This is a genomic window from Sneathiella sp., assembly GCF_047631475.1.
GTDB lineage: Bacteria > Pseudomonadota > Alphaproteobacteria > Sneathiellales > Sneathiellaceae > Sneathiella.
Genome location: NZ_JBLHZT010000046.1, coordinates 1 through 13304, shown reverse-complemented (window position 1 = coordinate 13304; position 13304 = coordinate 1). Strand labels below are relative to the sequence as shown.

The window sequence follows — 13304 nt, the reverse complement described above, 5'->3', positions numbered from 1 at the left end:
CTATCTTTTATGCCACACGTATAATCAGGCTCTGATGCTAATGATTATAAGTTAATCCTGAGTAAATCTGGACCAATCTGTTTGAAATATCCAAAAATCAGCTTTTATTCTTAGCGTCCACCGGCAATTGTTTCTGTGTTGCCAATTCAACTGTCAGTTTTTTGGCCCGCTCTCCGTTCATATTTCCAAGAATTGCGGCAAGCTTGGATTCTTTCATCAAGCCCGTTACATCCAGAAGAACATCCATATCCAAACTGTTGAAAATTCGGGCCGCGTCTTTTGGTTTCATTTTTTCGTAGATGGAAACCAGGCTCTTCAGTTTCTTCAATTGCTGATCATCATATGTTTTCAGCAAATCCTGAATAGTGCTCTCTATCTCTTTGAGTTTGCTAATTTTTTCATCAATACGGGTTTCTGTTGCTCGCAGCAGATTATCCCGTAAATCCAGTTCTTTGTCCCGTTGATCCAACGCATCCCGACGCTCTACAAGCCGCTGGAGGACTTCGATCTCACTCTCGCTTAGATCGCTGACATTCATACTCGCAGGCCGGTCTTCTTCCGTTGCCTGATCATCCGCTTTTGCAGCAGTGTCTGTACCCGACGCTTCTGTTTTTGCGTTCGGCTCGTCCTTCTTCTCATCCTTTGCCTGCACTTCTGAAATTGAAAGATTGAAAATAACATCCTGGGTATCTGTCCAGACAGATCCCAATTTCAATCCAAAAACCAGGAGCATCGCAATCACAGTAACGGGAAGAATACGCAGACTTTTCATAACTAGAACCTACTCTTTATCGTGATTTTGTTAGCATCTGGAGTAATTCGCGCTCTGCTTCAGTGCGCGGCTCCAGATTAATCGGATCATCGGAATTATCGATCCCGTCGTCAGCGGCTGAGGACACCTTTGTTTCTTCAGATGCCAAGCCCACTTTACCAACTTTTTCCTGAAGACGATCCGCAATACGTGAACTCGACGCGTTGATCAACTTTAGCTCTTCAATCAATGGTTTGGCTTTTGCCAATTCCTGATCCAGCTCAGTTTGGGCTTCCTTGCTCGCTTTTTTCAATTCTTCAATACCAAGCCGGGACCGGACGATCGCCTGATCAAATTCCATTGCCACTTTATGCAGTTCTGACTGTGCATCCCGCATCACCGAAAGCTTTTTATTCAGCCGCACACAAAAGGCTATCGTCGCCACAAGAAGGCCAACCAGCAAAAGATCCAAAAATAAGGGAATTGTAAAAATATCAGCCATCTCATTTACCCCAGATACCGGAGAGTTTTATCAACTTTTACCGCTATATTCTGACCCGATCGTCCCATTTTACCGGACACCATACTGATCCCCCCGCATCTGAGAACCACAGGGCTGTTTGGTGACGCGTTCAACATGATTGTGTCGCCAACCTCCATCGCCAGAACTTCGTTCAGCGACAGCTGCTGCTCATCCAGAACGGCAGAAATATCAACATCTGTCGCCCAAAGTTCAGTTGCCAAGTGATTTTCCCAGATACTGTCCCGGCCAAATTTTTCACCCATGAACATTTGCAAAAGCAACTCACGGACAGGCTCCAACGTGGCGTATGGCAAAAGCATCTCCAGACGCCCGCCCCGGTCTTCCATATCAATCCGAAGCTTGATCAGAATGGCCGCGTTTGCCGGTCTTGCGATTGTTGCAAAGCGTGGATTTGTCTCAACCCGTTCCTGATTGAAATTAACAGGGCTCAAAGGCTCAAACGCAGCGGACATATCCGCCAGAATAACGCTTACCATTCTCTCAACAAGATTGCGTTCAATTGTCGTATAGGGCCGTCCTTCAATCCGCATCGCAGCTGTTCCCCGGCGTCCGCCCAAAAGAACGTCAACAATCGAGTAAATCAGGGAACTATCCACCATGATCAGGCCATAGTTATCCCACTCCTCTGCGCGAAAAACACTCAGGATTGCTGGTAATGGAATGGAGTTCAGATAATCACCGAACCGGATTGAGGTAATATTATCAAGGCTGACCTCAACATTATCGGATGTGAAGTTTCTCAGCGAGACCGTCATCATCCGGACCAGTCTGTCAAAAACAACCTCCAACATGGGAAGTCGTTCGTAATTCACCAGAGCTGAATTGATAATTGCCCGGATACCAGACTTCTCGCCAGATCCGTCGCCATCCATATCAAAGCCCAAAAGACTATCGATTTCGTCCTGGTTCAGAACCCGGGTAGATTGTCCGCTGGCGGCTTCATTAATGCTGGGACCACCGTCCCCGTCTTCGTCTCCGCCGCCCATGGCTGCTGCCATTTCGTCGTCACCACCGCCCATCGCGGCGGCCATGTCATCGTCACCGCCCATTGCTGCGGCCATATCCATTTCATCATCGCCGCCATCCATTCCCATGGCGGCGGCCATGTCCATTTCTTCTTCACCATCTTCAGCGGCCATCGCGGCGGCCATATCCATTTCTTCTTCGTCAGCCATCAAATCACCTGTTACTGAACCAGCATTTCTTTAAACAATACGTCTTTCACCACAATGGGTTTGACAGAACTGTTTATGCGATAGAGAAGTTCTTCTTTCAGCCGATAAATACCGGCGGACCCCCGCAAGTCTTCTTTGCGAAGTTCACGCAGATAGACTTGGAAATTATCCATGACACGCGGCAGTAATTTTTCCAGTTCTGGTAGAACTGTTTCATCATCAAGCTCAAGCGAGACCCCTAATTTGAGAAAGCTTGTATCGGTTCCGGTAGAGCTTAAATTGACCAATAGATCTGGCATATCATAAAAGACCACGACCTTTTCTTTTTCCGGCTCTTCTTCAACGACCTCTTCTTCGGCTGGTTCTTCACCGCCGAAAACACCCGCAAAATACGCGCCAGCTGCACCGCCAACAATCAGTAGGATTGGAAGAACGATAAAAAGAATAAGCGCTTTACCGCTCATACCCTTCTTTTTTACCGCTTCTGTTCCGCCCTCAACACCGCCAGGTGCTTCTGCTTCGTCTGACATGATCTGTTTGGCCTTTTGAGAAATTCCTAAAATCTACTGTCACACAATAGTTAAGTTTGGTTAACAAGAAGTTGCCAAGTTTCTTTTTAGAAAGAATTTATTTAATCTTTTAGCAACCCCTTGAGGCCGAGCCGCAACGATCAGCAAGCTCAGACATTTCCCCCGCGCTTGCCCAATGAGGCATAAATTGCCCAACTGGCAGTAATTAACTACCCACCCACCGCTTTTTTGCGCGAGTGAAGAAATCAACCCATTGAAAATAAACGATATTTTTTTTGGCACGCTTTCTGCACTGATAGGGGCAAACGATTATTTGCCAGAAAGGCGGAGATACAATGGAAAATTCAATCTACATCGGATTGTCCCAGCAGATGGCGCTAAAACGGCGTATGGATATCACTGCAAATAACATTGCTAATATGAGCACAACAGCGTTTAAAAACGTCCATCCATTGTTTGAAGAATATCTGGTAAAAGATCCTAAAGCGACCGACATGTCCTATGTACAGGATTACGGCGTTTATCATGATAAAACCGAAGGCGCGATCCAGCAAACCGGCCGCCCTCTTGATCTGGCGATTTCCGGTAACGGCTATTTCACGATCGAAACAGACAACGGCAACCGGTTTACACGGAACGGTAACTTCAAACTGGATCCCGATGGTTTTGTGGTCACCCAAAATGGCGGTTATCTTCTGGATGAAGGCGGTGACCGCATTCAGGTTAGTGAAGAGCAGCCTGATATTGAAATCGCTCCTGACGGCACTGTTAATCTGGGGATTGAAGAGACCAAGAAAATTGATCTTGTCTTCTTCCAGAACGAACAGCTGCTTACTCAGGTTGGTAATGGATATTATGATGCAGGCAATATTCGGCCTCGTCCATCAGAAGATGCCAAGGTTCTGCAAGGCAGCCTCGAGCAATCAAACGTCCAGCCCATTCTCGAAATGACAGCTATGGTGGATATCCTTCGCACCTATCAGGCGGCCCAGAAATTGCTGGATGCCGAACATGATATGCAAATGAAATCCATCGAAGAACTTCCATCGATCCAGTAATAGAGGAATAGATTAATGCGTGCACTTGGAACAGCCTCTACAGGTATGATGGCCCAACAACTTAACGTTGACGTCATCTCCAATAACATTGCCAACATGACGACAACCGGTTTTAAACGTCAACGGGCAGAATTTCAGGATCTATTGTATCAGGATATGCGCCGTGCCGGTGCGGCCTCTTCGGATACGGGAACCGTGGTTCCATCCGGTATTCAGATCGGTGTGGGTGTTAAAACAGCATCTGTCTACCGTATTACGGATCAGGGCGGTTTGGAAGCTACTGAAAACACCTATGATATCGCCATTCAGGGCGAGGGATATTTCCGGGTTCTACTGCCAAGCGGCGACGAAGCCTACACCCGGGCCGGTTCTTTTCAGGTTAGCCCAACGGGTGAAATCGTAACACAGGACGGCTTTTCAGTCGTACCAAGTATCACGATACCGCAGGACGCCATCGACGTAACGATCAATCCAAGTGGTGAAGTGTTGGTGAAGCTGGATGGTCAGGTAAATATGCAAACCGTTGGTCAGCTTGATCTGGCGATCTTCTTCAACGAAGCCGGCCTGCAGCCAATGGGCGACAACCTTTACAAAGAAAGCCCTGCTTCAGGGACGCCAAGCATTGGTGTTCCCGGATCGACAGGCTTTGGCACCATACGCCAAGGATATCTTGAAACATCAAACGTTAATTCCGTTAGTGAAATCACCTCACTTATCAGCGCACAACGTGCCTATGAGATGAATTCCAAAGTGATCACAACAGCCGACGAAATGATGTCTGTTACAAATCAGCTCCGCTAAGAAACCGGGCTCTAGAATAGAGGACAGGTTATGAAGAAAATGACTTTTACACTAACGTTCCTGATCGCAATGTCGGCAAATATTGCCGCCGCAGTCGCGGGACTTGTAACCCTTAAGCCATCCATCGCTGTTCAAAATGAACAGATTACCTTTGGCGACGTGTTCGAAGGCGCGGAAGAAAAGGCCGATTATGTGATCGCACCTGCTCCGGCTCCTGGGAAAAAAGTTGTTTTCAAAGCCTCTTCGCTGGCCTATGTCGCCCGCAAACATGGTCTTGACTGGCGCCCAAGTCGGGCGATCAGCCGGATTGTTGTCAAACGCGCCGGTGTTCGTATTCCGCAGCAAAGAATTTTAGAGGAAATCCGGTTCGCGCTTGAAGATGAACTTCAAACAGGACAGTTTGAACTTTCCCTTTCTACGCAGCACCCAAATATTCAGGTATCAACGGATGAGGAACAGAGCATTTCTGTTGCCAGCCTGTCCTATAGCAAAAGAGGCAATAACTTTGTTGCTGTCCTGATTGCACCGGCCACCGGCCCTAACGCCCGCCAGTATAAACTGACAGGCCGCATTCACCGTCAGCTGGAAATCCCGGTTGCCAACCGGCTTATCCAGCCCGGCGAGAAGATAACCGAGCAGGACCTGGAATTTGTTCTGGTTCGCGCCAGTAAAGTGGCCCGCAACACGCTGACGGATCCAATGGATATTGTTGGGAAAAGCCCCCGCCGGACACTCCGTCCCGGTCACCAGCTTTCCGTCAATAATCTGGGTGATCCAGTGACTGTTGCCAAAGGAAAACTTGTCACTGTCATCTTCAAAAGCAAAGGCATCCGGCTCGCCGTAACAGGCCGCGCACTAGAACCTGGCGCCGAAGGAGACATTATCCGGGTTGAAAATATCGCCAGTAGAAAAACCATTCAGGCGCAGATAATCAACGCCGAAGAAGTACACATCATCTCAGCCGGTCAAAGACTGGCGAACCTGAACTGATAGAGTGGAGTGAGTAAAATGACTTATCAACTGAACAAATCAATCGTTAAAGCCTGCTTGATGTTTAGCACTCTGCTGGTGCTCACAGGATGTAATGCCTACAGTCGCATAGCCTCCATCGGTGCCGAGCCCCCACTTTCCGGAATTGAAAATCCGGTTTCCAACCGGGATTACAAACCCGTTTCCATGCCAATGCCGCGCCCCGAGCCAGTTATTCAACAAGCCAATTCATTGTGGCGGCCTGGTTCGCGCGCCTTCTTTAAAGATCAGCGTGCAAACCGGATTGGCGACATTCTGACAGTGAAGGTGGAAATCTCTGATAAAGCGACCCTGAACAATCAGACAACAACATCGCGGGACTCTTCAGAATCTGCTAACGCAACTTCCTTGCTGGGTATTGAGGGTCAGTTGGCCAAAGTTCTGCCAGAAGCTGTTAATCCAGCATCTCTCGCCGACCTTGGAAGTGAACATTCAGTCGCGGGCAGTGGCGCGGTTTCAAGGAACGAAACCGTCGAACTTGAAATTGCTGCGATTGTTACGCAAATCCTGCCCAACGGAAACATGGTAATCTCTGGCCGTCAGGAAGTACGAGTGAATTTTGAAAGCCGCGATCTGTTTGTGACAGGTGTTGTCCGTCCGGAAGATATTTCTTCAGCGAACACCATCGAGAGTTCAAAAATTGCTGAAGCGCGGGTTGCTTATGGTGGACGCGGACATCTAACCGACGTACAGCAGGCCCGTTATGGACAGCAACTCTTTGATATCATCTTCCCGTTCTAAGCGGAAAATCACACAAATCATTAAAAGGCGGCAGTTTTTGCCGCCTTTTTTATTGTCGCCATGACATTGTCCCCCTATTTACAGGCTAACAACCTTTTATATGTGAGTACCGATGAACGATTATACTGAATATTCAACAACCTTGGGCCAGGATACAAAGGCAGCCAATCATCCGAAGGACGCTGTTCTGGACGCTGTTCCAAACCCGCAAGCCGACACAGACGCCGTTGTTCGCTTTACCTGCCCGGAATTTACGTCCATCTGCCCGGTCACCGGGCAGCCGGACTTTGGTCATCTGGTTGTTGATTATGTCCCAGATCAGTCACTGGTCGAGTCAAAATCTTTGAAGCTGTTTTTACAAAGCTTTCGAAACCACGGTGCGTTTCACGAAGACTGTACCATTTATGTGGGCAAGCGCATTGTTGAAGCAACGAAACCAAAATGGCTGCGTATCGGCGGATACTGGTATCCCCGCGGTGGCATCCCTATTGATATATTCTGGCAAACCGGTGCCCCGCCGAAAGACCTATGGCTTCCGGACCAGGGGGTCGCGCCCTATCGAGGCAGAGGATAAAATAAAAGCCGGCGAAAGCCGGCTTTTCATAACGCTATTAATCGTCGCGATAGACTTTTTCACGCCGCTCGTGTCGCTCCTGCGCTTCAAGGCTTAGCGTGGCAACCGGACGGGCTTCCAGACGTTTCAATGAAATCGGCTCGCCCGTTTCATCGCAATAACCGTAAACCCCTTCATCGATCCGACGAAGTGCAGCATCAATTTTACCGATAAGCTTACGCTGACGATCCCGCGTTCTAAGTTCCAGTGCTCTTTCAGACTCTGTAGAGGCGCGATCAGCGATATCCGGCTCTTTAACCGTTTCTTCTTGCAAATTGGCAATTGTTTGATTTGCATCAGCAAGTATTTCAGACCGCCACTTCTGCAGCTTCGAACGGAAATACTCCTGTTGACGAGGGTTCATAAACGGCTCGTCTTCGGAAGGTTTATAATCCTCTGATATATGAACATTCATTACGCTACTCCAGATGACGTCCCAAATTCATTTTAACCATTATAGCAACGCATAATATGCGCTACAATTAGCCTTTAGAAAACTATACTGCAAATTTATTTTATGGGAATATGACAGTTGTAACATTGTGCCACTTTTTACAGACGCCTAATACCCCAGCTTCGCCAGTTCAACGGCAGCCCGAACTTCAATTTCTTCAACAATTTCCACAAGTTTTGGATCAACAGATTTTACATCATACGACGCAAGAGTAACCTGAAGTTTTTTTAATCGCTCAACAGGAATTGATCCTAAAAGCAGCCCATGGCGAATTTCTTCAAGCCGATCCAGTAGATCCTGCCCTTTTTGCAACGCCTTTTGATTCCCTGAAGACGAATCATCCACCCCTTGCAGGGCAACAATCGCATCAATAGAGGCTATAGGGGCTGAAGAGGCGACATTTGTTGTCGCAACCGTTTCCGGAGCCTCGCTAGGGACAGAGAACTTCTCCCCCGGTTTCGAGGCCGATTTGCTCCCCTTGGATTTCTGCGTCGATCCAACACGACCCGGTCCAGAGACACGCATATTCGATCCTGTAACAGTTTGTATTCATTCTGTTTTAGGTCTCTGTCGCAGCTTTTGCAAGTTTTTACGCGTATTCGGGGCCCCTAATTTTTCAGCTGACCCGGTAAATAATGCCGACGAGCCCTTTATTGCCCATGACCACCGAACAATAACCCCTTTAATAACAAAGACTTAATTCAAACAAAACTTGGCACGAAATTAGCATATTAATTTGCGAAAGAATTAAAATACCTTCTTTCAAGTGCAGAATATCCGAGAACGGAATAGAAGTATGACATTAAAGACTGTTGAAAAAGTTGCGAAGCAATATCTGTCCCTTCTTAAAGTGGCGAAACTTGTTCTTGTCGCAAGCCTGTTCACCTCGTCAATCGCGAGTGACGCAATCGGGGCTTCACGGGTCAAGGACATCGCTGATTTTGAAGGTGTCAGAGACAATATTCTGGTTGGATATGGTCTTGTTGTCGGACTGAACGGCACAGGCGACTCTCTCAACAATTCTCCGTTTACCCAGCAAAGCCTCGAAGCAATGCTCGAACGGCTTGGTGTCAACACACGGGGCGCCAACACTAAAACTGACAATGTTGCGGCTGTTGTTGTAACCGCGACCCTTCCCGCTTTCGCCCGCCAGGGAACAAATATTGATGTTACCATCAGTTCCATCGGTGATGCTGAAAGCCTGTTGGGGGGAACGCTGGTTGTTACGCCCTTAATGGCAGCAGACGGTGAAGTTTATGCTGTCGCGCAAGGATCGATAACGGTCGCTGGATTTTCAGCCGGCGGCGATGCCGCGACAATTACAAAAGGCGTTCCCACAGCTGGACGGATTGCGAACGGTGCCCTGATTGAACGGGAACTTGGCTTTGATATGGCCTCCCTGACCAGCCTACGAATTTCTCTACGCAATCCGGATTTCACCACATCACGGCGCATTGCACAGGTTATCAACAAATATATCGGTAACAAAGTCGCCAAATCATCAGATCCTTCAACCGTTGTTCTTAATCTGGAGGGCAGTGAACGTGAAGACATGGTCGCCCTTTTAACAGATATTGAACAGTTAATGGTCGAGCCGGACCAGATTGCCCGGGTCGTGATTGACGAACAATCAGGCATCATCGTCATCGGTAAAGAAGTGAAGGTTGATACCGTCGCAATTGCTCAGGGAAATCTCACAGTCAAAATCACAGAAACACCGCAGGTCTCTCAACCGGGCGCTTTTGCCCAACGCGGTGACACAACAGTTGTTCCCAGAACAAATGTTCAGATTACAGAAGACGAGGATCGGAAACTTGTGGTTCTCAACCCTGGGGTCAGACTTCAGGAACTGGTGGACGGGCTGAACGCCCTCGGGATCGGCCCACGCGATATGATCTCAATTCTTCAGGCAATTAAGGCCGCGGGTGCCTTACAAGCAGAAATCGAGTTGATGTAATGACAAACCTTGTTAATCAAACAAACACAACGCTGCTTCAAGCGCAGGCAACGGCCAATAATGGCAAATCCGTCAATATTAGTAACGTTCATACTGATAAAAAAGCGATGGAAGCCGCTCAGCAGTTCGAAGCCTTTTTTGTCAGCCAAATCCTGAACAACATGTCGGCTGGGATTGAGACCGATGATACATTCGGCGGCGGAGAGTCTGAGAAGATCTTCAGGTCCATGTTGAACGACGAATACGCAAAATCGATGAGTAAAATTGGCGGCATTGGCGTTGCGGACTCTGTTTACCGCGAAATTCTAAAGATGCAGGAGATTTAACATGACGTACCAAAAACCAAACGGCACCCCTACTCTCCTTAATCCTGTGCAACTTTCAGAGAAGGTAGAGCGCCTTTGTCAGATCCTGGAATTTGAAAATGAACTGCTGGAACTGGATAACCCGGCGGCCATGAGAGATCACCAGGCAGAGAAATCCCGCCTGGTTGCGATTTACAATCAACAAATGACCTTAATTAAAGCCGATCCAGAACGGTATAAACGGTTCCCGAAAGCGGATGTTGATCGGCTCAAAGCAACAAGTGAGATTTTTTACGAAGCCCTGGACCTGCATTTCAGGAAACTGTCGACGATCAAAACCGTGACAGAAGGCCTTGTAAAAGCGGTTGCAGATGAAGTGGCTAAAAAGAAAGGGCCGCCCGCTACCTATAACGCCGCGGCGTCGATGGCAAACAGTGTGCCAACACAGAATAGCAGAACGTTAGGTGGAGCGATTGCGTATAATGAAGTGGTTTAATCACAACGCTACTCTACCAGTCACAACAGAAAACAGGGTATTCAGACCCTGTTTTCAAGCTTCACTATCGACAGCCAGACCTTCCAGCTCTCTGTAATAGGCTACACGCCGTAATACATAGTCACCTGGAAACTGCTTCATGACTTCACCTGTGTCGGAATTGACCAAGCGATACACGAAACGTCCACTGTCTTTGTCTCTGTCAATCGAAAAACGGCCTGAGGGCTCTGCTTCGTCTTCGAAGAAAGCACCAATTGCTTGTTCAGCACGGCGTACAGGATCATCAATTTGAAGAGCAGTGTCCATCTCTTTTGAGGGGATGCCACTCGCAGAATCAGCTACTCCTTTTGGAGCCTGAGCCTGGGTTTCAGATCTTTGATCCGGTATTCCAAAGCCAACTTTCGAAATCGGGGTTACGTCCATTTCGCAACTCCTCTCCCTAATAATTCAACGAAAATCATACAATACTAAAAGTTACTAAGTCGTTAAAGTCTTCGTTCTTTATCTTAAAACGAAGGGGAACAGCAACCAAAATGGGGAAAGAAATGCGCTCTGACGGCTGAGTTATCAGCGAATAACATTACTTCCTCGACAATTACTGCATGAGAAGAATGCGAGCCTGGAAATCAGTAGACCCCAAAATCAGGAAAGTTCTATTCCCTTTTCCGGCAATTTCCAAATCGGGCATTCTTACCCGTATTTCATATAAGCAATTTAAATGCCAACAATCGTCTGGCCCAAAACGTGAGTTTTAAGCCATTTGATCAAAAATCAAAAGCTTGGGCACTAGGCAAATAATGCCCGGTCCGGAAAAAAATGCCCACCTCTCCCCTCAAAGGTCGGCAAATTATTCCTACTCGGCACACAGGCTGACACAAACAAATGTAAAAAAGAAAAGAGTTAAGCGCGGTATAAAATATGATCTGTCCAAATACGTTCAATCTGGCGCAATGCTTTGCGAGTATTCTCAAGATCCGGCGCAGGATCAGACCGCATCATCATTTCAGCCTGCTTTTCTTCTGATTGACTAATCCGATCAACCAGTGCCAGTCCTTTTTCAGAAAGCCGGATCATCGCAGCGCGACCATCCCGTTCCGATTTCTCTTTAATCAGATAACCGGTCTCGACCAGTTTCTTGAGATTATAAGAAGCATTCGACCCCTGATAATATCCTCGGGACATTAACTCACTGACGTTGATTTCCTCGTCACCGATATTCGACAATAATAATGCCTGCACTGCATTAATATCGCTGATCTCCATCAAGCTTAACTCTGTTCGGAGCAAATCGAGAAAACGACGATGCAAACGTTCGATCAGCCTGGTCAATTCACGATAATCTTCAGTCACTAGATCCCCTCTTGGTGGCAATGACCACCCATACCAATTGGAATTTTTTGTATTCAAGCCCGTCAATTTGACCAAACAAACTTAAGGAATTGTAAAAAACAGAAAAATAGTCTGTGGTCTTTTGAGCGCTGATCCTCTTGAAAACATACGGTTCTTTGACCAGTGGACCCTATTTCACCAAAAATTTTGTTTTTTTTATGGCGAATTTTATATTCTAAGTTATTGAATATACTAAAATTATGAACATTTAGTGGCCTCAAGGCAGTCAACCCACCAGACGCTGTATATCTATCGGCCTTAAGGCGTAAAAATAGACCAATCACTCAACTTAAAGATTTAAATAATTTTAAGAAAACTGTGACATTTTAGCCAAAAGTTCACAAGAAATTTACCAAATGGCATAATACTATTGCGTTCGACCCATCTAAATGGAGAAAGTGATTCTGTAAGAAAAACGTGAGTCTATAAGCTTTTAACGTCTCAATTGTTTTCTTAACACGTATGATTCGTCCTGATTCGATTAGCGAGTTTTGGCGAAGATTACATTTAGAACAGGTAAGTACGTAATGGCCGAAAGTAAAGAAGCTGAGCTTGACCAATTGATGGTCCTTTCGCGTGACGGTAGTATATCCGCACGGCAGCGCCTGTTCGACAATATGACAAATCTATTCCTTGCAGAAGAGGAACGGTTAAGCGAACAGGAACGCGCCCATATTTCGGACATTCTGAGCAAACTCATTCAGGATATCGAGCTTAATGTCCGTCGGTCGTTAGCCGAAAAGCTTGCTGTCAGTGGGAAAGCCCCAGCTGAACTTGTTAAATTATTAGCCAATGATGCAATAGAAGTCGCTCGCCCGATACTGCTTAAAAGCCGTGTTTTACTGGAGCCCGACTTGATGGAACTGGTTGAGACACGAAGCAAAGAGCATCTGCTTGTTATTTCCAACCGCGAGGACTTGTCTGAAGCAGTCAGCGACCAGTTAATCGAATTTGGCGATGAAGATGTTATCGAAAGCCTGATCCGCAATTCCGATGCGGAAGTTTCCAAAGAAGCCATGGCTTATCTGGTTGAAGAATCAAAGCGCCTTGATCGTTTTCAGGAACCTTTGCTGGCACGTCATGATTTGCCATCCGCGTTGGCTCATCAAATGTTCTGGTGGGTGTCCGCTGCGCTTCGCCGCCATATCATCGAAAATTTTGAAATCGACCAATTTGCTCTGGATCAGCATATCTCATCGGCAACCCGAGAATTTCAGGAAGAGCCATCTATTACTGAATTTGGCGAAACTCATGCCGACAAACTGGTGGCCCAGCTTGCCTCTCGCAATGAACTATCAGAAATGTTCCTTGTTCAAAGCCTTCAGAGCAAACAGATCCGCCTGTTCATTGCAGGTCTGTCGTTAAAATCCGGGTTGAGCACCCAAACATTGAGCCGCTTCCTTTTTGATAAGAATGCCGAAGGAATGGCCGTAACGTGTAAAGCGCTCGATTTTGATAGAA

17 protein-coding genes are annotated in these 13304 nt (G+C 47.0%); 9 read left to right on the top strand and 8 right to left on the bottom strand.

Annotated features, from left to right (window positions below; genetic code table 11):
• Positions 1 to 97: 97 nt before the first annotated feature.
• From ACJAYR_RS15335 to ACJAYR_RS15320, 4 genes are read right to left on the bottom strand one after another with little or no spacing between them, the layout of a single operon-like run.
• On the bottom strand, positions 98 to 772 hold the full coding sequence (locus ACJAYR_RS15335) for a MotE family protein (RefSeq protein WP_415237412.1): 675 nt from the start codon (positions 770 to 772) through the stop codon (positions 98 to 100).
• A gap of 16 nt (positions 773 to 788) precedes the next feature.
• Positions 789 to 1253 (bottom strand): DUF6468 domain-containing protein, encoded by a 465-nt coding sequence (locus ACJAYR_RS15330; protein ID WP_415237411.1) that lies wholly within the window; start codon positions 1251 to 1253, stop codon positions 789 to 791.
• Positions 1254 to 1258: 5 nt separating this feature from the next.
• Positions 1259 to 2470 (bottom strand): flagellar motor switch protein FliM, encoded by a 1212-nt coding sequence (gene fliM, locus ACJAYR_RS15325; RefSeq protein ID WP_415237410.1) that lies wholly within the window; start codon positions 2468 to 2470, stop codon positions 1259 to 1261.
• An 11-nt stretch (positions 2471 to 2481) separates the two neighbouring features.
• Positions 2482 to 3000, bottom strand: coding sequence for a flagellar basal body-associated FliL family protein (locus ACJAYR_RS15320; RefSeq protein WP_415237409.1), 519 nt, complete (start codon positions 2998 to 3000; stop codon positions 2482 to 2484).
• Between the two features lie 335 nt (positions 3001 to 3335).
• On the opposite strand from ACJAYR_RS15320, the gene flgF reads away from it, so the two are divergent.
• The 5 genes from flgF to queF all read left to right on the top strand — a co-directional run bounded on the left by flgF (position 3336) and on the right by queF (position 7203).
• Entirely contained in the window at positions 3336 to 4058 is a 723-nt protein-coding gene (gene flgF / locus ACJAYR_RS15315; RefSeq protein WP_415237408.1) for a flagellar basal-body rod protein FlgF, read from the top strand.
• 15 nt (positions 4059 to 4073) lie between these two features.
• Positions 4074 to 4859 (top strand): flagellar basal-body rod protein FlgG, encoded by a 786-nt coding sequence (flgG, locus tag ACJAYR_RS15310; RefSeq protein ID WP_169545220.1) that lies wholly within the window; start codon positions 4074 to 4076, stop codon positions 4857 to 4859.
• 30 nt (positions 4860 to 4889) lie between these two features.
• Positions 4890 to 5849, top strand: a complete 960-nt coding sequence (gene flgA / locus ACJAYR_RS15305; RefSeq protein ID WP_415237407.1) for a flagellar basal body P-ring formation chaperone FlgA — start codon at positions 4890 to 4892, stop codon at positions 5847 to 5849.
• An 18-nt stretch (positions 5850 to 5867) separates the two neighbouring features.
• The gene (flgH, locus tag ACJAYR_RS15300; protein ID WP_181017909.1) at positions 5868 to 6629 is read left to right on the top strand and encodes a flagellar basal body L-ring protein FlgH; all 762 of its coding nucleotides are present in this window, start codon (positions 5868 to 5870) and stop codon (positions 6627 to 6629) included.
• 112 nt (positions 6630 to 6741) lie between these two features.
• Positions 6742 to 7203 carry a preQ(1) synthase gene (gene queF / locus ACJAYR_RS15295; protein ID WP_415237406.1) on the top strand — a complete coding sequence of 154 codons (462 nt, stop codon included), beginning with the start codon at positions 6742 to 6744 and terminating at the stop codon, positions 7201 to 7203.
• 37 nt (positions 7204 to 7240) lie between these two features.
• Here queF and dksA read toward each other — a convergent pair whose 3' ends face one another.
• Both dksA and ACJAYR_RS15285 read right to left on the bottom strand, forming a co-directional pair.
• Positions 7241 to 7657, bottom strand: a complete 417-nt coding sequence (dksA, locus tag ACJAYR_RS15290; protein WP_169545216.1) for an RNA polymerase-binding protein DksA — start codon at positions 7655 to 7657, stop codon at positions 7241 to 7243.
• Between the two features lie 147 nt (positions 7658 to 7804).
• Complete coding sequence (locus ACJAYR_RS15285; protein WP_415237405.1) at positions 7805 to 8221, bottom strand: flagellar assembly protein FliX; 417 nt, start codon at positions 8219 to 8221, stop codon at positions 7805 to 7807.
• A 271-nt stretch (positions 8222 to 8492) separates the two neighbouring features.
• Between ACJAYR_RS15285 and ACJAYR_RS15280 the strand changes: the two genes are divergently transcribed.
• The 3 genes from ACJAYR_RS15280 to ACJAYR_RS15270 are packed head-to-tail and all read left to right on the top strand — an operon-like array spanning position 8493 to position 10454.
• Positions 8493 to 9653, top strand: coding sequence for a flagellar basal body P-ring protein FlgI (locus tag ACJAYR_RS15280; RefSeq protein ID WP_415237404.1), 1161 nt, complete (start codon positions 8493 to 8495; stop codon positions 9651 to 9653).
• Positions 9653 to 9979, top strand: coding sequence for a rod-binding protein (locus ACJAYR_RS15275; RefSeq protein ID WP_169545211.1), 327 nt, complete (start codon positions 9653 to 9655; stop codon positions 9977 to 9979). Before ACJAYR_RS15280 ends, ACJAYR_RS15275 begins: the two co-directional genes overlap by 1 nt.
• 1 nt (position 9980) lies before the next feature.
• On the top strand, positions 9981 to 10454 hold the full coding sequence (locus ACJAYR_RS15270; RefSeq protein ID WP_415237403.1) for a hypothetical protein: 474 nt from the start codon (positions 9981 to 9983) through the stop codon (positions 10452 to 10454).
• Positions 10455 to 10508: 54 nt separating this feature from the next.
• Here ACJAYR_RS15270 and ACJAYR_RS15265 read toward each other — a convergent pair whose 3' ends face one another.
• Positions 10509 to 10877 carry a flagellar protein FlaG gene (locus ACJAYR_RS15265; protein ID WP_169545207.1) on the bottom strand — a complete coding sequence of 123 codons (369 nt, stop codon included), beginning with the start codon at positions 10875 to 10877 and terminating at the stop codon, positions 10509 to 10511.
• Between the two features lie 477 nt (positions 10878 to 11354).
• Complete coding sequence (locus ACJAYR_RS15260) at positions 11355 to 11804, bottom strand: MarR family winged helix-turn-helix transcriptional regulator (protein ID WP_415237402.1); 450 nt, start codon at positions 11802 to 11804, stop codon at positions 11355 to 11357.
• Positions 11805 to 12370: 566 nt separating this feature from the next.
• On the opposite strand from ACJAYR_RS15260, the gene ACJAYR_RS15255 reads away from it, so the two are divergent.
• On the top strand, positions 12371 to 13304 hold a 934-nt coding region (locus ACJAYR_RS15255; RefSeq protein WP_415237401.1), incomplete at its 3' end, for a DUF2336 domain-containing protein.

Bases quoted from the DNA above. Each gene is read 5' to 3' on its own strand.
- fliM (WP_415237410.1), bottom strand. From the start codon at position 2,470: ATGGCTGACGAAGAAGAAATGGATATGGCCGCCGCGATGGCCGCTGAA.
- ACJAYR_RS15330 (WP_415237411.1), bottom strand. From the start codon at position 1,253: ATGGCTGATATTTTTACAATTCCCTTATTTTTGGATCTTTTGCTGGTT.
- ACJAYR_RS15270 (WP_415237403.1), top strand. From the start codon at position 9,981: ATGACGTACCAAAAACCAAACGGCACCCCTACTCTCCTTAATCCTGTG.
- ACJAYR_RS15265 (WP_169545207.1), bottom strand. From the start codon at position 10,877: ATGGACGTAACCCCGATTTCGAAAGTTGGCTTTGGAATACCGGATCAA.
- dksA (WP_169545216.1), bottom strand. From the start codon at position 7,657: ATGAATGTTCATATATCAGAGGATTATAAACCTTCCGAAGACGAGCCG.
- ACJAYR_RS15285 (WP_415237405.1), bottom strand. From the start codon at position 8,221: ATGCGTGTCTCTGGACCGGGTCGTGTTGGATCGACGCAGAAATCCAAG.
- flgA (WP_415237407.1), top strand. From the start codon at position 4,890: ATGAAGAAAATGACTTTTACACTAACGTTCCTGATCGCAATGTCGGCA.
- ACJAYR_RS15320 (WP_415237409.1), bottom strand. From the start codon at position 3,000: ATGTCAGACGAAGCAGAAGCACCTGGCGGTGTTGAGGGCGGAACAGAA.
- ACJAYR_RS15275 (WP_169545211.1), top strand. From the start codon at position 9,653: ATGACAAACCTTGTTAATCAAACAAACACAACGCTGCTTCAAGCGCAG.
- flgH (WP_181017909.1), top strand. From the start codon at position 5,868: ATGACTTATCAACTGAACAAATCAATCGTTAAAGCCTGCTTGATGTTT.
- flgG (WP_169545220.1), top strand. From the start codon at position 4,074: ATGCGTGCACTTGGAACAGCCTCTACAGGTATGATGGCCCAACAACTT.
- flgF (WP_415237408.1), top strand. From the start codon at position 3,336: ATGGAAAATTCAATCTACATCGGATTGTCCCAGCAGATGGCGCTAAAA.
- ACJAYR_RS15335 (WP_415237412.1), bottom strand. From the start codon at position 772: ATGAAAAGTCTGCGTATTCTTCCCGTTACTGTGATTGCGATGCTCCTG.
- ACJAYR_RS15280 (WP_415237404.1), top strand. From the start codon at position 8,493: ATGACATTAAAGACTGTTGAAAAAGTTGCGAAGCAATATCTGTCCCTT.
- queF (WP_415237406.1), top strand. From the start codon at position 6,742: ATGAACGATTATACTGAATATTCAACAACCTTGGGCCAGGATACAAAG.